The sequence below is a fragment of the Pseudooceanicola algae genome, assembly GCF_003590145.2.
Taxonomy (GTDB): domain Bacteria; phylum Pseudomonadota; class Alphaproteobacteria; order Rhodobacterales; family Rhodobacteraceae; genus Pseudooceanicola; species Pseudooceanicola algae.
The window spans coordinates 735,491-756,603 of the sequence record NZ_CP060436.1 but is presented as its reverse complement, the minus strand read 5'-3'; the positions used below and the strand labels follow the sequence as shown (position 1 = coordinate 756,603).

General features: G+C 64.2%; 17 protein-coding genes and 1 pseudogene. 8 read left to right on the top strand and 10 right to left on the bottom strand.

All coding sequences use genetic code 11. The features are described from left to right. Positions 1 to 22: 22 nt before the first annotated feature. The 6 genes and pseudogenes from rseP to pyrH form a co-directional block, all read right to left on the bottom strand. Positions 23 to 1,376: pseudogene (gene rseP, locus PSAL_RS19365) on the bottom strand (RIP metalloprotease RseP). Next, entirely contained in the window at positions 1,376 to 2,572 is a 1,197-nt protein-coding gene (gene dxr / locus PSAL_RS03655) for a 1-deoxy-D-xylulose-5-phosphate reductoisomerase (RefSeq protein ID WP_119839932.1), read from the bottom strand. Before dxr ends, rseP begins: the two are co-directional and overlap by 1 nt. Next, complete coding sequence (locus PSAL_RS03650; RefSeq protein WP_119839931.1) at positions 2,573 to 3,367, bottom strand: phosphatidate cytidylyltransferase; 795 nt, start codon at positions 3,365 to 3,367, stop codon at positions 2,573 to 2,575. It lies immediately after the preceding gene. 9 nt (positions 3,368 to 3,376) lie between these two features. Then, complete coding sequence (uppS, locus tag PSAL_RS03645; RefSeq protein WP_231388600.1) at positions 3,377 to 4,123, bottom strand: polyprenyl diphosphate synthase; 747 nt, start codon at positions 4,121 to 4,123, stop codon at positions 3,377 to 3,379. A 41-nt stretch (positions 4,124 to 4,164) separates the two neighbouring features. Next, the gene (frr, locus tag PSAL_RS03640; protein ID WP_119839929.1) at positions 4,165 to 4,728 is read right to left on the bottom strand and encodes a ribosome recycling factor; all 564 of its coding nucleotides are present in this window, start codon (positions 4,726 to 4,728) and stop codon (positions 4,165 to 4,167) included. 229 nt (positions 4,729 to 4,957) lie between these two features. Beyond that, positions 4,958 to 5,689, bottom strand: a complete 732-nt coding sequence (pyrH, locus tag PSAL_RS03635; RefSeq protein WP_119839928.1) for a UMP kinase — start codon at positions 5,687 to 5,689, stop codon at positions 4,958 to 4,960. Positions 5,690 to 5,798: 109 nt separating this feature from the next. Between pyrH and miaA the strand changes: the two genes are divergently transcribed. The 5 genes from miaA to PSAL_RS03610 all read left to right on the top strand — a co-directional run bounded on the left by miaA (position 5,799) and on the right by PSAL_RS03610 (position 13,298). Beyond that, complete coding sequence (gene miaA / locus PSAL_RS03630; protein WP_119839927.1) at positions 5,799 to 6,674, top strand: tRNA (adenosine(37)-N6)-dimethylallyltransferase MiaA; 876 nt, start codon at positions 5,799 to 5,801, stop codon at positions 6,672 to 6,674. Positions 6,675 to 7,098: 424 nt separating this feature from the next. Next, the gene (locus PSAL_RS03625) at positions 7,099 to 8,739 is read left to right on the top strand and encodes an ABC transporter substrate-binding protein (RefSeq protein ID WP_119839926.1); all 1,641 of its coding nucleotides are present in this window, start codon (positions 7,099 to 7,101) and stop codon (positions 8,737 to 8,739) included. 122 nt (positions 8,740 to 8,861) lie between these two features. Further along, positions 8,862 to 9,908, top strand: coding sequence for an ABC transporter permease (locus PSAL_RS03620; protein WP_119839925.1), 1,047 nt, complete (start codon positions 8,862 to 8,864; stop codon positions 9,906 to 9,908). A 12-nt stretch (positions 9,909 to 9,920) separates the two neighbouring features. After that, positions 9,921 to 11,117 (top strand): ABC transporter permease, encoded by a 1,197-nt coding sequence (locus tag PSAL_RS03615; RefSeq protein ID WP_119839924.1) that lies wholly within the window; start codon positions 9,921 to 9,923, stop codon positions 11,115 to 11,117. A gap of 102 nt (positions 11,118 to 11,219) precedes the next feature. Further along, positions 11,220 to 13,298 (top strand): dipeptide ABC transporter ATP-binding protein, encoded by a 2,079-nt coding sequence (locus PSAL_RS03610; RefSeq protein WP_119839923.1) that lies wholly within the window; start codon positions 11,220 to 11,222, stop codon positions 13,296 to 13,298. Between the two features lie 33 nt (positions 13,299 to 13,331). On the opposite strand, the gene PSAL_RS03605 is transcribed toward PSAL_RS03610, so the two are convergent. Further along, entirely contained in the window at positions 13,332 to 13,928 is a 597-nt protein-coding gene (locus PSAL_RS03605) for a lytic transglycosylase domain-containing protein (RefSeq protein WP_119840227.1), read from the bottom strand. A gap of 243 nt (positions 13,929 to 14,171) precedes the next feature. On the opposite strand from PSAL_RS03605, the gene ssb reads away from it, so the two are divergent. From ssb to typA, 3 genes are all read left to right on the top strand, one after another. Beyond that, on the top strand, positions 14,172 to 14,702 hold the full coding sequence (ssb, locus tag PSAL_RS03600) for a single-stranded DNA-binding protein (protein ID WP_119839922.1): 531 nt from the start codon (positions 14,172 to 14,174) through the stop codon (positions 14,700 to 14,702). Positions 14,703 to 14,982: 280 nt separating this feature from the next. Next, positions 14,983 to 15,810: a GNAT family N-acetyltransferase gene (locus PSAL_RS03595; RefSeq protein ID WP_119839921.1), complete on the top strand. Its 828-nt coding sequence runs from the start codon at positions 14,983 to 14,985 to the stop codon at positions 15,808 to 15,810. A gap of 69 nt (positions 15,811 to 15,879) precedes the next feature. Next, positions 15,880 to 17,700, top strand: a complete 1,821-nt coding sequence (gene typA, locus PSAL_RS03590; RefSeq protein WP_119839920.1) for a translational GTPase TypA — start codon at positions 15,880 to 15,882, stop codon at positions 17,698 to 17,700. 126 nt (positions 17,701 to 17,826) lie between these two features. Here typA and PSAL_RS03585 read toward each other — a convergent pair whose 3' ends face one another. From PSAL_RS03585 to alaS, 3 genes are read right to left on the bottom strand one after another with little or no spacing between them, the layout of a single operon-like run. Further along, positions 17,827 to 18,114 (bottom strand): DUF1330 domain-containing protein, encoded by a 288-nt coding sequence (locus PSAL_RS03585; RefSeq protein ID WP_119839919.1) that lies wholly within the window; start codon positions 18,112 to 18,114, stop codon positions 17,827 to 17,829. Further along, the gene (locus PSAL_RS03580; protein ID WP_119840226.1) at positions 18,114 to 18,398 is read right to left on the bottom strand and encodes a DUF1330 domain-containing protein; all 285 of its coding nucleotides are present in this window, start codon (positions 18,396 to 18,398) and stop codon (positions 18,114 to 18,116) included. The genes PSAL_RS03585 and PSAL_RS03580 overlap by 1 nt, the downstream gene beginning before the upstream one ends. Before the next feature lie 4 nt (positions 18,399 to 18,402). Then, a complete protein-coding gene (gene alaS, locus PSAL_RS03575; RefSeq protein ID WP_119839918.1) occupies positions 18,403 to 21,054 on the bottom strand; it encodes an alanine--tRNA ligase in 2,652 nt (883 codons plus the stop codon). Between the last annotated feature and the right edge of the window lie 59 nt (positions 21,055 to 21,113).

Sequence of the window (21,113 nt, the reverse complement as noted above, 5' to 3'; positions counted from 1 at the left end):
GGGGCTTCAGTCACCGGTTCCGTCAGGGACAGAAGACATCATTGGTCAGCGCAAAGATCATCAGCCCGATGACCATGGTCAGCCCCGCCATCATCAGCACCCGCAGCGCCTTGTCCGAGGGCGCGCGGCCGGTCACGGCCTCCCATGCGTGGAACACCAGATGACCGCCGTCCAGCACCGGCACCGGAAACAGGTTCAACAGGCCGACACCGGTCGACAGGGCGGCCACGAACCAGACGAATGTCACGACCCCCTGGCTCGCCATCGCGCCGGACGTCTTGGCGATGCCGATCGGACCGCTCATGTTGCACGATGAAATCGCGCCGGTGAAGATATGGTAGAGCCCCGACAGGGAAGAGGAAATGACGCTCCAGGTTTGCTGGACGCCACCTTGCAGGCTTTCGCCAAGACCCGCGCGGGTAGTCGCAAGGTCGATGGCCATGCCGCCCGCGATCCCGATCCGCCATTCGGTGCGATACCCCCCCGCAGGATCGGGTTCATCGACACGGCGCGGGGTCAGTTCCACCGCCAGGGGGGGCCTCTTCCCCTGCCCGCCAGACCTCCAGGTCCAGCGTATTGCCGGCGGAGCCTTCAACGAGCGCCTTCAACTGATCGAAGGCAAAGATCTCCTGCCCGTCGACGGACGTGATCACATCGCCGATTTCCAGACCAGCCGTATAGGCGGCGGAATTCGGCGCAAGTTGAAGGATCACCGGCGGATAGAGATAGGGCCCCTCGACGTTCAGTGCGTCCGTCCCGCGCTGAACCCTGTAGTCCATCGACCGGGCCACCGGCAGCGCGTCGGTGAATGCGGCCATGGCGGCGGTGTCGGAGAAGGCAGGCACTTCCTGCCCGTCGATGGCAAGGATCTGGTCACCGGCCTGCAGTTGCTCGGCCGCAGCCTGCGCGGGCAGCGGACGCAGGGCGCCCACGGTCAGCGGTTCCGCCACGTCGCCGCGGAACAGCAAGAGCATGGCGAACAGCAGGATCGACAGGATGAAGTTGAACACCGGTCCCGCCGCAACGGTCAGCGCCCGCGCCCAGACCGGCGCGCCCTGCATTGTCTCGCGGCGTTCCCGCGCGTTCATCCCGCGCAACGCGGCCTCATCCGCACTGGCCGAAGCCGCATCGCCATCGCCCTTGAACCGCACATAGCCACCAAATGGCAGCGCCGCGACCTGCCAGCGCGTGCCATGCTTGTCGACGCGCGACAGAAGCACCGGCCCGAAGCCCAGCGAAAACACCTCGGCCTTGATGCCGGTCCAGCGGCCAACGATGTAATGGCCGTATTCGTGGATGGCGACGATGACGGAAAGGGCGACGATGAAAGCGGCCAGCATGTAAAGCGTGTTGCCGAATTCAGGGAGAAAATTCATCAGGATATGCCTGCCTTCTGTTCCGCGCCCGCTGCGGCCCCCAGGGCCTCGGACGCATAGCTCCTCGCCATCTGGTCGGCCGCGAGCACATGTTCAAGACACCATTCCGCATCAAGCGCCCCGCTGTCACGGTCAAGCCGATCAAGAACGCGCGAGACCAGCGGCACCATATCCGTGAACCCGATGCGCCGGTCGAGAAAGGCATCGAGCGCGACTTCCTTGGCCGCATTCATCACGGCACCGGACAGGCCGCCGCGTTGCATCACCCGTTGGGCGATCTCCAGCGCGGGATAGCGGGCCATCTCGGGGCGACGGAAGTTCAGCGTGGCGATCTCCGCCAGATCAAGGCGCGCGACAGGCAGATCGCAGCGGTCCGGCCAGTGCAGCGCATAGCCAATGGCGTGGCGCATATCCGGCGCACCCAGATGCGCAAGGATCGCGCCGTCCACGTGACCGACCAGCGCATGCACCAGGCTTTCAGGATGCACGAGCACCTCTATCCGGTCGGGGCTGATGCCGAAATACTCATGCGCTTCAATGACTTCCAAAGCCTTGTTGAACATGGAGGCACTATCGACCGTGATCCGCTGCCCCATCGACCAATTGGGATGGGTCGCGGCCTGTTCCGGCGTGGCGCGGGCCAGATCCGCAAGCGGCCAATCGCGAAAGGCCCCGCCCGAGGCGGTCAGGATGACGCGCTCGACGCTTTCCATCTTTTCGCCCAGAAGCGCCTGGAAGACAGCAGAGTGTTCACTGTCGACCGGCAGCAGGCGGGCGCCGCTGCGGGCGGCCTCGGCCATGACCAGAGGCCCGGCGCAGACCAGACTTTCCTTGTTGGCAAGCGCGAGGGTCGCGCCCCGTTTCAGCGCCGCGAGACCGGGCGCAAGGCCGGCCGCACCGACAATTGCCGACATGACCCAATCGGCCGGACGGTCAGCGGCTTCGATCAGGGCCGCCGGCCCGGCGGCAGCCGCGATGCCCGTGCCCGACAGGGCAGCCCGCAGATCCTGCAGCCGGTCCGCATGGGCTGTCACGGCGCATTTCGCGTTCAGCCGGATCGCGTCCCGCGCAAGGGTTTCGACACTATGCCCGCCGGTCAACGCCTCGATCACATAGGCATCGGGGTTGCGCGCGATCAGATCGATGGTGCTTTGACCGATGGAGCCGGTGGCCCCAAGGATGGTAATCCGCCGCATTTATTGTCCAATCGTGGTGGCGAAAAGCCCCGTCCAAGGCCCGGTCAGCAACAGCATCAGCGCCGCGCCCAACATCCCGTCAAAGCGATCCAGCAGGCCGCCATGGCCGGGGATCAGATCCGAACTGTCCTTGACGCCGACCTTCCGTTTTGCCGCGCTTTCGGCAATGTCCCCCATCTGCGAAGCCATGGACAACGCCACGGATACACCCGCCAGACCAGGGCCGAAACCTGTCGCCAGACCGAAGCCGACGCCGACCACCCCCGCCGCGACCCAGCCCGCGATCGTGCCGGACCAGGTTTTCTTGGGGCTGACGCGGGGCCAGAATTTCGGCCCCCCGATCATCCGGCCGGCGAAATATCCCGCGACATCGGTCAGCACGACGACGAAGACGATCCAGAAGACCCAGATCACTTCCTGATCGCCGCGCAGACGGGCCATGCCATAGGCCGCAAGCAGGATCATCGCCGTGAAGGTCATGAAAAGCGTACGTTGTCGCGGGACCAGCGCAATACCCAGCATCGAGGGCAGCAGCAGCAACGGCAGGCCGTAGCTGCCCGGCAGCACCAGCGCCCCGGAGAGGCAAAGCGCTGCAGCCCCGCCCAGTTGCAGCGCACGCGACCCGGAATGCGGCGCGACCATGCGCGCCAATTCCCAGATCATGCCGCCACAAAGCAAGACCATGGCGATGCGGAACCAGATCCCGCCCAACAGGATCAGCACGAGGCCAACGGCGATCATGACGATGCTGGATAGCAGCCTTGGCAGCAAATCGGACCAGTTGCGTTGCGCCATTATCGGCCCCTAGGCCCGCACGGCGCCGTAGCGACGCTCTCTCTGGCCGTAGCTTTCCATGACGCTGGCAAAGACATCGCGGCTGAAATCGGGCCAGAGCGTGTCGATGAATTCATATTCCGCGTAGGCTGACTGCCAGAGCAGGAAATTGGAAATCCGCGCCTCTCCGCTGGTGCGGATCACCAGGTCGGGATCGGGCAGCACGCAGGTGTCGAGGTACTTCGGCAAGGTTTCCTCGTCGATCCGGGCCGGGTCCAGGCGCCCGGCGGCGACATCTTCGGCCAGCCGTTTGGTGGCCCGGGCGACCTCGTCACGGCCGCCGTAGTTCAGCGCGATGGTCAGGTTGGTGCCCGTGCAGCCAGAGGTCATTTCCTCCAGCTCGTCCATCAACGTGCGCAGCTTTTCATCCAGTCCCGGACGGTCGCCGATGAAACGGACGCGCACATTCTTTTCCCGCAGTGCACGGGCTTCCTTGCGGATATAGGATCGGAACAGGCTCATCAGCCCGGCGACCTCGATCTGGGTGCGCTTCCAGTTCTCGGTCGAAAAGCCGAAGATCGTCAGGTATTCGACGCCCAGATCGGGGCACGCCTCGACGATCTCGCGGACCCGGCGGGCGCCGGCGTGGTGGCCGAACAGCCGTGGTCGCCCCCGCATCTTTGCCCAACGGCCATTGCCATCCATGATGATCGCAACATGGCGTGGGGCCTTCACCACCAGGGTTCCTTCGTCCTGCGCCATGACTTTTCCTTCCATCAACACGTCCGGCTATAGCCAGCCTTCCTTAGCAAATCGTGTTAAACCTGCATAATCTCGGCCTGCTTGGTCTCAAGCGCGGCGTCGACCTTGGCGATATAGCGGTTCGTCAGATCCTGGACTTCGGTTTCCCAGAACTTCTGATCGTCTTCGGAAAGTCCATCCGCCTTGGCTTTCTTCACCTGATCCATACCATCGCGGCGCAGGTTGCGCACGGAAACGCGTGCATGTTCGGCATATTGCGCGGCGACCTTGGTCAGTTCGCGGCGGCGTTCCTCGTTCAGCTCGGGGATCGGCAGCATGATGATCGTGCCGTTCAGCTGCGGGTTGATCCCGAGGCCGCTTTCACGGATTGCCTTTTCGACCTTGCCCACCATGGCCTTGTCCCAGACGTTGATCGTGACCATGCGGGATTCCGGCACGTTGACCGTCCCCACCTGGTTGATCGGGGTCGGCTGGCCATAGGCGTCCACCGTGATCGGTTCCAGCATGGAGGACGAGGCCCGGCCGGTCCGCAGCGACGCGAATTCGGTTTTCAGGTTCGTCATGGCGCCATCCATGCGGCGGGTCAGATCATCGGTATCCAGCTCGAAATCTTCAGACATCTGTTCTTGGTCCTCGCTTTGGCGTGTTGGCAGCACGTATAGCGCCACCGACAGGAACTTGTATAGTGCGACGGGCCCGGTTTCCAGCCCCCGCGGCCTTCCGGAACCAACCTGGCACAGCCCGACCGAATGGGAGCCCCTCCGGCCTGCAAGGCCCGGCCCAAGACGGCAAAGCCGCCCCCTTCGGGACGGCTTCGGTATCGGGTTGCGGTTCCATCGGAAGCCGGGATCAGTCGTGCACCTTGGTATAGGTGCCCTTGCCGGCCAGAATGCCAAGGAAACCGCCTGGCTCGTCGAGCGAGAAGACGATGATCGGCTTGCGGTTGTCGCGTGCCAGGGCGATGGCCGAAGCATCCATGACCTTCAGGTTCTTGCCCAGCACCTCGTCGAAGGTCACGCTGTCATAGCGTTTCGCATCCGGGTTGGTCTTGGGATCGCAGTCATAGACGCCATCGACACCATTCTTGCCCATGAAGATCGCCTCGCAGGCCATTTCATTGGCCCGCAGGGTCGCGGCGGTGTCGGTGGTGAAATAGGGGTTGCCGGTGCCGGCGGCAAAGATGCAGACCCGCTTCTTTTCCAGGTGGCGCACGGCGCGCCGGCGGATATAGGGTTCGGCCACCTCGTTCATGGTGATGGCCGAGATCACCCGCGTGTAGACCCCCAGCCCTTCCAGCGCGCTTTGCATTGCCAGGGCATTCATCACCGTGGCAAGCATGCCCATGTAATCGGCGGTGGTCCGCTCCATCCCCTGGGCAGAGCCCACGAGACCGCGAAAGATGTTGCCGCCGCCGATGACCATGCAGATCTCGACCCCGAGGTCGGAAACAGACTTCACCTCCTGGGCGATGCGTTCCACCGTGGGCGGATGCAGGCCATAGCCCTGGTCCCCCATGAGGGCCTCGCCGGAAATCTTCAGAAGCACCCGCTTGTAGGTGGTTTGTTCGGCGGTATCGGCCATGTTGCATTCCTCTGCAGCGGGGTTCTAGGATCGCGGGCAAAATGTCCGAAAAGCCCTGCGGGTTCAATCCGCGAAATGGCCCGGACAGCCTAAGGAGTTCCCTTTGCCAATGACTTGGGCAGACAGCCTTTCCGCGACACGTCCGATCCTTGTTGCCGGGCCAACGGCCTCGGGCAAATCCGCGCTGGCGATGGACATCGCGGCGCGGGATGGCGGGGTCATCGTCAACGCCGATGCGATCCAGGTCTATGAAAACTGGCGCCTGCTGACCGCCCGCCCCTCGGCCGAAGAAGAAGCCGCCCTGCCGCACAGGTTGTTCGGCCATGTGGCGCGCGATCATGCCTACAGTGTCGGGGAATGGCTGCGCGAGGTCGCCGCGATCCTGCAGGGGCCGAAGCGGGCGATCATCATCGGGGGCACGGGGCTGTATTTTCGCGCCCTCACGGAAGGTCTGGCCGAAATCCCGCCGATTCCGGAAGATGTTCGCGACCGTGGCAACCAGTTGCGCCTGTCCGGTGGGCTGGACCAGATGCGCGCCGAACTGGACCCCGAAAGCGCCGCGCGCATAGATCTGGCCAATCCGGCCCGGCTGCAACGCGCCTGGGAAGTGCTGACAGCCACCGGGCGCGGCATCGCCGCCTGGCAGGATGCGACCCCGGCGCCCCTGCTGCCCGCCGACCAGTGCGAACGCGTCGTCCTGTCGGCGCCGAAAGACTGGCTAAGCCCGCGAATCGCGCAGCGGTTCGACAGGATGCTGACCCTCGGCGCCCTGGACGAAGCGCGGAACAACCTGCCCGGCTGGGACCCTGCCCTTCCGTCAAGCAAGGCCATCGGCGCGCCCGAACTGATCGGCCACCTGCGCGGCGAGATGACTCTGGAACAGGCCCGCGACAGCGCGGTGATCGCCACGCGGCAATTCGCCAAGCGTCAGCGCACCTGGTTCCGGGCCCGCATGCGGGACTGGCGGGCCGTGGAGCCGGACTGACGCCTTATTTTTAGCCATCGAGGGCAAAGCATCCCTTCGTCATGACCCTCCGGGCAGAAATTCGTTTCCGCCCGGCGCCAAGGTCGTTTCACTACAAGCAATCACCAGAAACCGCGGTCCGGGGCATTTTTGCCGCGCTCCCTTGCCGCACCTACAGGACCGCCGACCGCAGGTTTGGCCGCATATCGGATTGCCCCGCAGATGCGCTTTGCGGTTGCGCTCGGGGGCGTGTCGCTTTTGAAATAGGGCTATGTCGCTTTCAGACCCGCAACGGGTGAAACCACAGATTGACGGAACCGGAATTTCCATGCGGAACTATCCCCGTCCGACAAGGTCCGCGTCAGATGGACCCAACCAAGCGAATTGTCACCGCGCGGCCCCCGGCCAGCGGAGCGCGTGAATGAAACGTCTCAGGGAGAACACCATGACCCAACGCCATACCCCGAAGGGGCCGGTCCACCCGGCAGCCCGCATGTACGCGGAAGAATTCAAGTCCGGCAAACTGAGCCGCCGCGAATTCCTGACCCGCGCCACGGCGCTCGGTGTCTCGGCCTCGACGGCCTATGCGCTTGGCGGTCTCGCGACACCGGCAGCCGCCCAGGAAACGCCCAAGGCGGGCGGCACCCTGCGTGTGCAGATGGAAACCAAGGCGCTGAAGGATCCGCGCAATTACGACTGGTCGCAGATGGCGAACTTCTCGCGCGGGTGGCTGGAATACCTGATCGAATACCAGCGCGACGGCACCTTCAAGCCGATGCTGATCGAAAGCTGGGACGTGAATGACAACGCCACGGAATACACGCTGCATGTGCGTCCCGATGTGACCTGGAACAACGGCGATCCCTTCACCGCCGAAGACGTCGCCTTCAACCTCCGCCGCTGGTGCGAAACCAATGTCGAGGGCAATTCCATGGCCTCGCGCATGACCGTGCTGATCGACGCGGAGACCGGCACCGCTGCCGAAGGCGCAATCACCGTGGTCGACGATCTGACGGTCAAGCTGGTCTGCGCATCCCCCGACATCACCATCATTCCCGGTTTCGCCGATTACCCGGCCGCCATCGTCCACCAGAGCTATGCCGGCGAGGACCCTGCCTCCAACCCGATCGGCACCGGCCCCTTCCTGCCCGAGACCAACGAGGTCGGCGTGACCCAGGTCCTGGTCAAGAACACCGATCACACCTGGTGGGGCGAAGGCGCCTGGCTGGACCGGATCGAATTCATCGATTTCGGCACCGACATGGCGTCGTGGGTCGCCGCGGCGGATTCCGACGAAATCGACATGACCTACCAGTCGACCGGCGAATACATCGAAGTCCTGACGGCGATGGACTGGGTCCAGTCCGAAGCGATCACGGCCGCGACGCTTTGCGTGCGGTTCAACCAGACCCACGAACCCTATGACAACCCGGAGGTCCGCAAGGCGCTGGTTTCGGCGGTCAACAACGACATCGTGCTGGAGCTCGGCTATGCCGGCTATGGCACCGTGGCCGAAAACCACCACGTTTGCCCGATCCACCCCGAATATGCGCCGATCCCGCCGCTGCCCACCGATCCGGCCGCCGCATTGGGCAAGCTGGAAGAACTGGGGTATGGCGAGACGGAATTCGAACTGATCTCGATCGATGACCAGTGGCAATCGGAAAGTTGCGACGCCGTGGCCGCCCAGGTGCGCGATGCCGGTATCAGCATCAAGCGGACCATCCTGCCCGGCTCGACCTTCTGGAACGACTGGCTGGCCTATCCCTGGTCGGCGACCGAATGGAACATGCGTCCCCTCGGCGTGCAGATCCTGGCCCTGGCCTATCGTTCGGGCGTCAGCTGGAACGAAAGCGCCATGTCCAACGCCGAGTTCGACACGCTTCTGTCCGAGGCCATGGCCATCGCGGATGCCGACAAGCGCCGGGTCGTCATGGCCCAGCTGGAACAGATCATGCTGGACGAGGGCGTGATGATCCAACCCTACTGGCGGTCCCTGTTCCGTCACTACAAGCCCGAGGTCATGGGCGCCGAAATGCACCCGACCTTCGAGCTGCATCACTACAAATGGTGGCTGAACACCTGATCGGGTGGGGGCCGGAACGCCTGTTCCGGCCCCGTTCCGCCGCCACCAGCCCCTGGTCCGCGACGTTTCAGCTCCGCCAGTGCCCTCGCCAGTGACCCCGCCAGTGACAGGGACCACCCCGCATGTTGTTCTTTCTCATCCGCCGGATCGGCACCATGATCCTGACGGCGCTCTGCCTCAGCTTCATCGTCTTCTTCCTGACCAATCTCGCCCCCAACCTTGAAAAGGTCGCGAAGTTCGAAGGCAACAGCCGGATGACCGACCCCGAGGTCGAGCTCTGGCTGGAAAACAACGGCTTTCACCAGCCGCTGCTGAAACGCTATGGCGAATGGCTGGGGGCGGCGCCGGGCTGGGTGCATGAATATCCCGATGGGCGGGTCACGGGGCGCTGCATCGCGCCGGGAAGCGATCCGGCGGCGGTTCCTGCCTTCTGCGGGATCCTGCAGGGGCAATGGGGTGAAAGCCGGGTCTTTCGCGAGGATGTCAGCACCATTGTCGCCATCCGCCTGGGCCAGACTGCCAAGCTGATGTTCTGGGTCATGGTGCTGATGGTGCCCACGGCGCTGATCATCGGCGTGCTGGCGGGCATGAAGGAAGGCTCGGTCACCGACCGGGTGCTGTCGACCTTTTCCATCGCCACCACGGCAACGCCGGAATATGTTTCGGGCGTGATCCTGATCGCGGTCTTCGCCTCTTCGGCAGTGGGGCTTAAATGGTTCAAGGGCACCGCGACCAGCGCCATGGATGGCGCGACATTCGAGAATTTCTTTCTGCCGGTCCTGACCATCGCGCTTTATGGCATGGGCTATGTGGCGCGGATGACGCGGGCCTCGATGGCCGAGGTCATGACCGCACAATATGTCCGCACCGCGCGGCTGAAGGGCGTGGCCTTCCACAACATCGTTTTGAAGCACGCCCTGCGCAACGCGCTAATCGCGCCCTTTACCGTGATCATGCTGCAATTTCCCTGGCTGCTGAACGGCGTCGTCGTGGTCGAGACGCTGTTCAACTACAAGGGCCTCGGCTGGGCGCTTGTGCAGGCGGCGGGCAACAATGACATCGACCTGCTGCTGGGGATCTCGGTCGTGTCGGTCTTCGTGGTGCTGGTGACCCAGCTGATTTCGGATATCGGCTATGTCTATCTCAATCCCCGCATTCGCATTTCCTGAGGAGAGCTGAGCATGGAACCGCTTTCCTGGGGCGACATCATCCTGGCCCTTCTGGGTCGCTTCACACCGGTCTGGATCGCGCTTGTCGTGACCTTCGCCCTGTCGATCCGCTACAAGCGCCGGCTGGGGCTGTATGGCAAGCTGTTCGACAACGGCATCGGCATGGCCGGCTTTGCGCTGGTGATGTTCTGGGTCTATACGGCCCTCGCGGTCGGGCTGTTCGACCTCGTGTTGACACAGGACCCGCTGAGCGCGGTCACGGGCATGAAGAACAAGGTCCCCGGCACGGCCCTTCGCAGTGTCGAGGACGGTCAGTACCCCTACTACCTGCTGGGCGGGGATACGCTGGCGCGGGATGTCTTCAGCCGCATGGTCTCGGGCGCCTGGGTTGTGATCCGGATCGCGCCGCTGGCGACGCTGTTCGCTTTCATGGTGGGGATCACCGTCGGTTTGCCGGCCGGTTACATCGGGGGTCGGCTGGATACGGTACTGAGCTTTGTCGCCAACCTGATCCTGGCCTTCCCGGTGATCCTGCTGTTCTACCTGCTGGTGACGCCCGAAATGGTGCAGACCGGCATCCCAAGCTACATGGCCATCGTGCTGTTCATCTTCCCGGTCATCTTCCTGACCGTGCTGATAAACGCGCGCTACTACACCCAGCCGGCGCGGCGAAACCTGATGCTGGCGGTGCTGCTTTTCGTGCTGGGATGGGCCTATCTGTCGCTGATCTCGGACCCCGCGACGCGGGTGGCCTTCCTGCCCCGGGCGCTGGATCTGTTCGATATACCCGGAGGGATCCTGGTGGTCTTCGTCTCGGTCGTCTTCGTCAATGCGCCGACGGTGTTCCGGATCGTGCGGGGGCTGACCATGGACATCAAGACGCGCGATTACGTAGCCGCCGCCCAGACCCGCGGCGAGGGGCCATGGTACATCATGCTGTGGGAGATCCTGCCCAATGCACGCGGCCCTCTGATCGTCGATTTCTGCCTGCGCATCGGGTATACGACCATCCTGCTGGGCACGCTGGGCTTCTTCGGGCTGGGCCTGCCGCCCGAGAGCCCGGACTGGGGGACGACGATCAACCAGGGGCGCAAGCTGCTGTCGATCTATCCGCATCCAGCCATCGTGCCCGCGGTGGCGCTGCTGAGCCTGGTGCTGGGGCTGAACCTGCTGGCGGACGGGTTGCGTGAAGAGAGCCTGAAAGACTGAGGTCGCGCAAATCGAGGTTTCGGGACCGGGGGCCGGCCCCCGGACCCCCGGGATATTTGAAACAGGGAAACATGGGGGAGCCTGCCCCCGGGGAGAGGTGTCATGGCCGAATATGACGGACCCATCCTGGAGATCGACGCCCTGTCGATTTCCTTTTTCACGCGGCTGCGGGAGATCCCGGCGGTGATGGATTTTTCGGTCTCGGTCCAGCCGGGCGAAGCTGTGGGGCTGGTCGGGGAATCGGGTTGTGGCAAGAGCACCGTTGCGCTTGGCGTGATGCAGGACCTGGGCGTGAACGGGCGCGTGACCGGGGGCTCAATCAAGTTCAAGGGTCAGGACCTGGCCGCGATGAGCGATGGAGAGTTGCGCCGACTCCGGGGCAATGAGATCGCAATGATCTACCAGGAGCCGATGGCCAGCCTGAATCCCGCGATGCGGATCGGTCGTCAGTTGATGGAAGTGCCGATGATCCACGAAGGGGTCGGCGCCGAGGAGGCCCGTGCCCGCGCCCTTCAGGTGGTCCGGGACGTGAAGCTGCCGGACCCCGAGCGCATGCTGAAGAGCTTTCCCCACCAGTTGTCGGGCGGGCAACAGCAGCGGATTGTCATTGCCATGGCGCTGATGTCGAAACCGTCGCTGTTGATCCTTGATGAGCCGACCACGGCGCTGGATGTGACCGTGGAGGCCGCCATTGTCGAACTGGTCCGCGATCTGGGAAAGAAATACGGCACCTCGATGCTGTTCATCAGCCATAACCTGGGACTGGTGCTGGAGACCTGCGACCGGCTGTGCGTGATGTATTCCGGCGAGGCGGTCGAGCGGGGCTCGATCGAAGATGTCTTCGACGAGATGCGCCACCCCTATACCCAGGCCTTGTTCCGCTCGATCCCCTTGCCCGGCGCGGACAAGACCGCCCGCCCGCTGAAGGCCATTCCGGGGAATTTCCCCCTGCCGCACGAACGCCCACCGGGTTGCAACTTCGGGCCCCGTTGCGATTACTTCGTGCCCGGGCGCTGTGATGCGCAGGAGATCGGCATGACCCGCATCCGGGGCGGGGATCGCCATGTGTCGCGCTGCCTGCGGGTCGATGAGATCGACTGGGACGCACCGATGGCGGTAACGGAGACGCGGGCACGCTCAATCCCCGGTGCGCCGGTGCTGAAGATCGAGAATTTGAAGAAGTATTACGAAGTGGCGGCCTCTGCCCTGTTTTCGGGGGGCGACAAGAAGGTCGTGAAGGCCAACGAGACGCTGAGCTTCGAGGCGCGCGAGAGCGAGACCCTGGCCATCGTCGGGGAGTCGGGCTGTGGCAAGTCGACCTTTGCCAAGGTGCTCATGGGCCTCGAGACGGCGACCGAGGGGCGGATCCTGCTGGATAACCGCGACCTGCAGCACATTCCAATCGAGAAACGCGACCGACGCACCATTTCGGATGTGCAGATGGTGTTCCAGAACCCCTTCGACACGCTGAACCCCTCGATGAGCGTCGGGCGCCAGATCATCCGCGCGCTGGAAGTCTTCGGCATCGGGGCAAGTGACCGGGAACGGCGCGAGCGGATGCTGACGCTGCTTGATCTCGTGAAGCTGCCCCGCGCCTTTGCCGACCGGATGCCGCGTCAACTGTCAGGCGGGCAGAAACAGCGGGTCGGCATCGCACGGGCCTTTGCCGGGAATGCGCGGATCGTGGTTGCGGATGAACCAGTCTCGGCGCTGGATGTCTCGGTACAGGCGGCGGTCACCGATCTGCTGATGGAGATCCAGCGCGAGGAAAAGACCACCCTGCTGTTCATCAGTCATGATCTGTCCATCGTGCGCTATCTCAGCGACCGGGTCATGGTCATGTACCTTGGCCATGTGGTCGAGATCGGCACCACCGATCAGGTCTTTGCCCCGCCCTATCACCCCTATACCGAGGCCCTGCTGAGCGCCGTGCCGATTGCCGACACGAGCATCGTGAAGAAGCATATCGTGCTGGACGGGGATATCCCTTCGGCGATGAACCCACCGCCGGGCTGCCCGTTCCAGACCCGCTGCGGCTGGAAGTCCAAAGTTCCTGGGGACTTGTGTGATCGTGAGGTGCCGCCGATCCGCGAAATGGGTGATGGCCATCAGGTCAAATGCCACCTGCCGGATGCCGAGCTTGCGCAGATGGAGCCGGTGATCAAGATCGCCGCCGAATAGCCGCAGGCCCCGCGTCAGCGGGATCCACCGCGCTCAGCTGCCCCAGATGACCTTCACATAATTGCGGGTCTCGGCATAAGGCGGAATGCCGCCATAGCGTTTTACCACGCGCGGACCCGCGTTATAGGCCGCCAGCGCCAGCGGCCAGGAGCCGAATTCGCGGTACTGCTGCGCGAGGTACCGCGCGCCACCATCGAGGTTCTGGTAGGGGTCGGTCGCGTCGATGTTCAGGAACCGCGCGGTTTGCGGCATGATCTGCGCCAGACCGATGGCCCCCTTGGGCGAGACTGCGGTGCTTTGCCAGCCGCTTTCCTGCTGCACGAGGCGCAGGAACAGGCTTTCGGGGATGTCGTGACGCCGCGCGGCAGAGCGGGCCATGTCAAGGTAGGGCCCCTTGTAGCTGCCGGTGAAGGGGGTGGTGCCGCCCCAGATCGTCGGCGTCTCGATCGCCCGCGGCTGAAGGCGCACCGAGTTGGCATATTGCTGTGACGCCCGGCTGTCGAGAAGCCGGGTCTGGGCGTTGAACTGCGCCCGGCGCGCGCCCGCGCTCAATACATCTGCCGACGCGCCCTGCGCGGTCAAGGCGATTGCCACGGCGCACCATGTCGCGGTGCCGTACAAGTTGTGCAGCTTCACCTGCGGTCCCCTTGCTTTCCCACACTGTCCGGGGGCTCTTATACGAAACCGGATAAGGAATTGCACCCCTTCCGGCGTGCTTCTTGGGCAGGGGAGCGCGCATCGGGGGACGATGCCGGAAATATCATGGAACCGGAGAGGGAACTTGCCCCCGGTGGCGCGCTCTGGTGTAACCGATGAAACACGCGCCACCGGATTCGCCGGGGCGCGATCCCGAAGGATATGAGGAGTCACCGCATGGCCGGATCCGTCAACAAGGTCATCCTGATCGGCAACCTGGGTCGCGACCCGGAAGTCCGCTCGTTCCAGAATGGTGGCAAGGTCTGCAACCTGCGCATCGCCACGTCGGAAACCTGGAAAGACCGTAATTCCGGTGAGCGCAAGGAACGCACCGAATGGCACTCGGTCGCCATTTTCTCGGAGCCGCTGGTCCGGGTGGCAGAGCAATACCTGCGCAAAGGGTCGAAGGTCTATATCGAAGGCCAGCTGGAAACCCGCAAATGGCAGGACCAATCGGGTCAGGACAAGTATTCCACCGAAGTCGTGCTGCGTCCCTTCCGGTCGGAACTGACCATGCTCGACGGTCGCAATGAAGGCGGCGGCGGTGGCGGCGGCTCCTACGGCGGCGGCTCGTCCTCGGGCGGCGGATACGATGATCGCGGCGGATACGACGACCGTGGCGGCTATGGCGGTGGGTCTTCCGGTGGCGGCAGTTCATCGGGTGGCGGCGCGCCGAGCCGGGATATAGACGACGAAATCCCGTTCTGAGCTTCAGAACAGCCAGCTGATCCCTGTCAACACGACGTAGACCGGCAGGGACAGCGCAAGAAACACGAGGAATGCCGCCTGCCATGTCGGGCGGCATTCCTGCATTCTGCCTTCCAACGATCTGTGCCCTGCCCTGCGCCGAGACAGCGCTTTGGCGCTACTCCGCCTTGGACCGTTAAGGCCGGTACGGCGTGGGCCGGGGCTGTCAGGGATCAGCTTGCGGGTGTTTTTCATTCCCGCATTAACGACGAATAAGGTTTTCCTGTCGTTAAACTGGGCCATGAAACATGTCGCCCCCGAGGCCTTTCCCGATGACCGGATGCACCGGCATTTCTATTATGCCAAGGCGCTGGCGAAGCTCGGCTCGGAAACCACGCTGATGCCGGATGGCACCTTCGGGGTGCGGCGGCGGTTCGGGCCGACGGCCGTGCTCTGGCTGCCCGCCCCGCGCGAGGTGCCTGTGCTGCGCGGGCGGCGGGGGGTGACGATCCTGCAGGCCCCGGACCGGGACATGGACCGCGCCCTGCGCCGCAGCGGGGCGATCCCGGTGCTGACGCCGCAAAGCCACGCGGTGCTGGATATCTCTCTCAGCCAGGACAAGCGCGAAGCGGGCTTTGCGCAGAAATGGCGCAATCGGCTGAACCGGGCGCGCCGCAGCGACCTGCAGGTGACCCATGCGCCCTTTCCCCGCGATCTCGACCACTGGCTTTTGCGGCGCGAGGCCGAGCAACGCAAGGCACGTGGCTATCGCGCCCTGCCCTCTGGCTTTGCCATCGCCTGGCCGCAGACCCGGCTGTTCACGGCCTATGCCGAAGGTCAGCCCGTTGCCGCGATGCTGTTCCTGCTGCATGCGCCGGGGGCCAGTTATCACATGGGCTGGTCAGGGACGACTGGCCGGGCCTGCTCGGCCCATAACCTGCTCCTTGCAGAGGCGGCTGAATGGCTGCACCGGCGCGGCCATGCCCGGCTGGACCTCGGCACGCTCCAACCGCGCCGTGCGCCGGGTCTTGCGCATTTCAAGCTGGGCAGCGGGGCGCAGGTCGAAACCTCAGGGCATGCCTGGATCCACAGCCGCGCCACGTCTCTGCTGGGTTGTCTGATCGCCTAGGACGCCTTTCCTCTGGCAATTCACCCGCAGCCAGTATAGGCGCGGGCGCAAGCTATTTAGGGATGCCCAATGGACCTGCGCAATATCGCCATCATCGCTCACGTTGACCACGGCAAGACGACGCTCGTGGATGAGCTGCTGAAGCAATCCGGTGCCTTCCGTGCCAATCAGGCCGTGGCCGAACGGGCCATGGACAGCAACGACCTGGAACGGGAACGCGGGATCACGATCCTTGCCAAGGCGACTTCGGTCGAATGGAAAGGCACGCGGATCAATATCGTCGACACCCCCGGCCACGCCGATTTCGGCGGCGAGGTCGAGCGGATCCTGTCGATGGTCGACGGTGTCGTCCTGCTGGTCGATGCGGCCGAAGGCCCGATGCCCCAGACCAAGTTCGTGACCTCCAAGGCGCTGGCCCTGGGCCTGCGTCCCATCGTGGTGCTGAACAAGGTCGACAAGCCCGACGCCGAGCCCGACCGGGCGCTGGACGAATGCTTCGACCTGTTCGCCTCGCTCGACGCGGACGACGATCAGCTTGATTTCCCTCACCTTTACGCCTCGGGCCGCAATGGCTGGTGCGATGCGGAACTGGACGGGTCGCGCAAGAACCTCGACGCGCTGTTCAATCTTGTCGTGAACCACGTCCCGAAGCCCAAGCAGATCGCACGCCAGGACGAGGACTTCCGCATGCTGGCCGTGACCCTTGGCTCGGACCCCTTCGTGGGCCGGATCCTGACGGGCCGTGTCGAAAGCGGCAAGCTGAAGGTTGGCGCGACCGTTCAATCCCTGAGCCGCATCGGCCAGAAGATCGAACAATTCCGCGTCACCAAGATCCAGGCTTTCCGTGGCCTCGGACAGCAGGACATCGAGGAAGCCCAGGCGGGCGACATCGTGTCCATCGCCGGCATGACCAAGACCACCGTCGCCGACACGATCTGTGCCCTGGCCGTGGACGAGGCGCTGGACGCCCAGCCGATCGATCCGCCGACCATCACCGTGACCTTCGGCATCAACGATTCGCCGCTGGCCGGTCGTGACGGCAAGAAGGTGCAGTCGCGCGTCATCCGCGAACGCCTGATGAAAGAGGCCGAATCCAACGTCGCCATCAAGATCCAGGACACCCCCGGCGGCGAGGCCTTCGAGGTTTCCGGTCGTGGCGAACTGCAGATGGGCGTGTTGATCGAGAACATGCGTCGCGAGGGCTTCGAGCTGTCGATCTCGCGTCCGCAGGTGATCATGCGCGAAGGGGAGAACGGCGAACGGCTGGAGCCGATCGAGGAAGTCACCATCGACGTGGATGACGAATACTCCGGCGCCGTGATCGAGAAGATCACCGGTGCACGCAAGGGCGACCTGACCGAAATGCGCCAGGCAGGTGCCGGCAAGACCCGGATCATCGCCCATGTGCCGTCGCGCGGGTTGATCGGCTACCACGGCGAATTCCTGACCGATACCCGCGGCACCGGCGTGCTGAACCGCGTGTTCCACAGCTGGGCGCCGCACAAAGGGTCCATTCCGGGCCGTCGCGCCGGGGTCCTGATCTCGATGGATGACGGTACGGCTGTCGCCTATGCGCTGTGGAAGCTGGAGGATCGCGGCAAGTTCTTCATCGGCGCTCAGGCGGCTGTCTACCAGGGCATGATCATCGGCGAGCATTCGCGCGAGAACGACCTGGAAGTGAACCCGCTGAAGGGCAAGCAGCTGACCAACGTCCGTGCCTCGGGAACCGATGACGCCGTGCGTCTGACGACGCCTGTCACGCTGTCGCTGGAAGAGGCGATTGCCTATATCAACGACGACGAGCTGGTCGAAGTGACGCCGACGTCGATCCGTCTGCGCAAACGCTTCCTCGACCCGCATGAGCGCAAGCGGCAGTCGCGCGGCGCCTGATCACCGGCCGGGATGGCGCCTTCGGCGCCATGCCTCCGGCGGGGATATTTGAGACAGGGAAACATGAAAAGGGCGGCGCGAGGGGAAACCTTGCGCCGCCCTTTTCCTTTGGAGTGATCCCGCCGGTTATTCGGAGGTTTCGACGATCAGGAGTTCCCGTTCGGAGGCGCCACGCGCATGGGAGAGGGCCTCCTGGTATTCCGGGGAATGATAGCAGGCTTCGGCGGCTTCGACGCTGTCGAATTGCGCCACGACATTGCGCGGGCGTTCCTTGCCTTCGAGTTGGACAAAGCGGCCACCGCGGGCGACGAATTTGCCGCCATGGGCGGCGATCGCCGGGCCGGCGAGCTTGGCGTAGCGGCCATAGGCCTCTTCGTCGGTGACGGTGACATGGGCGATCCAGAGTGCGGGCATCAAGCTCCCTCCACGATAACGAGGTCCCGTTCGCTTGACCGCAAAGCGATGGGAAGGATCTCCTGATAGGCAGGAGAGTCATACCACGCCTCGGCGGTCGCGCGGTCGGGAAATTCAATGATCACATGACGGCCAGGGCCCGTCCCTTCGAGGAAGCCTTGCGGCCCGCCCTTCGCAAGGATCCGGCCCCCGCCTGCCTCGATCAGCTTTGCAGTGCGGGAGGCGTAGGTCGCATAATCCTGCGGATCGGTGACATCGATCCGGGCGACGATATAGGCGGCCATGAATTCAGCCTTCCAGAACGGCGCGACCCGCCGCAATCGCGGCCTCGGCCCCGGCAAAGTCCTTGCCGCCGCCCTGTGCCATGTCGGGGCGGCCTCCGCCTCCCTTGCCGCCAACGGCCGGCACCGCCGCCTTGAGGACATCCACTGCAGAGACCCGATCCGTCAGGTCATCCGTCACGCCGGAGGCCACCGCCACCTTGCCGTCTTCTTCTGCGATCAGCAGAATCACGCCCGATCCCATACGCGTTTTGTGCGCGTCGATCAGGCTGCGCAGATCCTTGCCGGAAACCCCTTGCAGGACCTGGCCGAGGAACGGAATGCCATTGACCGCTTCGGCCTCGATACTTGCCTTGTCCCCGCCACCCATGGCGATCTCGCGCTTGAGTTGCGCGACCTCGTTGGTCAGGTTGCGGCGTTCCTCGACCAGCGCGCGGACGCGGTCGAGCGTCCCGGCGCCGGAGGTTTTCAGAAGGCCTTCGATTTCGCTGAGCGTGCCGTCCCGGCCGCGCAACTCGGTAAGTGCCGCCGCGCCGGTCAGCGCCTCGATCCGGCGGACGCCGGCAGAAGACGCGCTTTCACCGGTCAGGGCAAAGGCGCCGATGTCCCCGGTACGGGTGACATGGGTGCCCCCGCAAAGCTCGATTGACCAGGTCTGACCGTCCTGGCCCTTACCAGTCTGGGCCTTGCCCATGGAAACCACGCGGACCTCGTCCCCGTATTTCTCGCCGAAAAGCGCCTGGGCGCCGAGGGCGCGGGCGTCGTCGGGGGTCATGATGCGGGTTTCGACGGGGGTGTTCTGGCGGATGTAGGCATTGACCTCGGTCTCGATGCGCGACAGTTCCGCCGGGCTGAGAGCCGCGGAATGGCTGAAGTCGAACCGCAGCCGATCCGGCGCATTGAGAGAGCCACGTTGCGCGACATGAGGGCCGAGGGCCTCACGCAGGGCTTCGTGCAGCAGGTGGGTGGCCGAATGGTTGGCACGGATCATGCCGCGGCGGGCGTGATCCAGTTCAAGGATCGCCGCTTCGCCCGGTTTCACGGTGCCGGAGGTCACCTGGCCCACATGCAGGAACAGACCTTCGACCTTTTTGGTATCGGTCACGGTGATGCTGCCGCCGTCGGTGCGGATCTGACCCGTGTCGCCGACCTGGCCGCCGCTTTCGCCGTAGAAGGGAGTCTGGTTCAGCACCAGAGTCACGGCGTCGCCTTCGCTCGCGCTGGTCAGGGCCGCGCCGTCACGGACCAGGGCCAGGATCTGGCCTTCGGCCGTTTCCGTGTCGTAGCCGAGGAATTCGGTCGCGCCATGCTTGTCGCGCAGGTCGAACCAGATTGTCGCGTCGACTGCTTCACCGGAGCCGGACCAAGCGGCGCGGGCCTTGGCCTTCTGTTCCGCCATGGCGGTGTCGAAGCCGTCGGTGTCGACCGTGCGGCCCTTTTCCCGCAGGGCGTCCTGGGTCAGGTCGAGCGGGAAACCGTAGGTATCGTAAAGCTTGAAGGCCGATTGCCCGGGCAGCTCGGCACCTTCGGGCAGGCCGGCCAACTCGTCATCCAGCAGCTTCAGACCACGGTCGAGAGTTTGGCGGAAGCGGGTTTCCTCCAGTTCGAGGGTTTCCTCGATCATCGCCTGGCCCTGACGCAGTTCGGGATAGGCCTCGCCCATCTGGCGGACGAGTTCCGGCACAAGCCGGTGCATCAGCGGGTCCTGCGCGCCCAACAGGTGCGCGTGGCGGGCGGCGCGGCGCAGGATACGGCGCAGCACATATCCGCGCCCGTCGTTGGAGGGCAGTACACCATCGGCGATCAGGAAGGAGGTCGAGCGCAGGTGATCGGCGATCACCCGGTGATGGGTCTTGCCGGGGCCGTCGGGGTCCGAACTGGTCGCATGGGCCGAAGCCTCGATCAGCGATCGCATCAGGTCGGTGGCGTAGTTGTCATTGGTGCCCTGCAGCAGCGCCGCAACCCGTTCGATCCCCATGCCGGTATCGATGGACTGCATGTCGAGCGCCCGCATGGAGCCGTCCTCGAAGCGTTCGTTCTGCATGAAGACGACGTTCCAGATCTCGATGAAACGGTCGCCGTCTTCCTCGGGCGATCCCGGAGGGCCACCCCAGAACTTGTCGCCGTGGTCATAGAAGATCTCGGTGCAGGGACCACAGGGACCGGTATCGCCCATCTGCCAGAAGTTATCCGATGTGGCGATGCGGATGATGCGTTCTTCGGGGACGCCGATCTTCTTCCACAGGTCGAAGGCCTCGTCATCGGTGTGATAGACCGTGGTATAGAGCTTGTCCTTCGGGATGCCGAATTCGCGGGTGATCAATTCCCAGGCGAAGGGGATCGCCTCGGTCTTGAAATAATCCCCGAAGGAGAAATTGCCGAGCATTTCAAAGAAGGTATGGTGACGCGCCGTGTAGCCGACATTGTCGAGGTCGTTGTGCTTGCCGCCCGCGCGGACGCATTTCTGCGCCGTGGTCGCCCGGGTGTAGTCGCGCTTTTCCACGCCGGTGAAGCAGTTCTTGAACTGCACCATGCCGGAATTGGCGAACATCAGGGTGGGGTCATTGCGCGGCACCAGCGGAGAAGAGGGCACCACCTGGTGGCCCTGGCGCTGGAAATAGTTCAGGAACGTCGAGCGGATCTCGTTCAGCGACTGCATTCTGGGCGGCCTTTCCGGTTACCTGTGCGGTTTTGCTGATTTAGCCGGGGCGCGCCGGA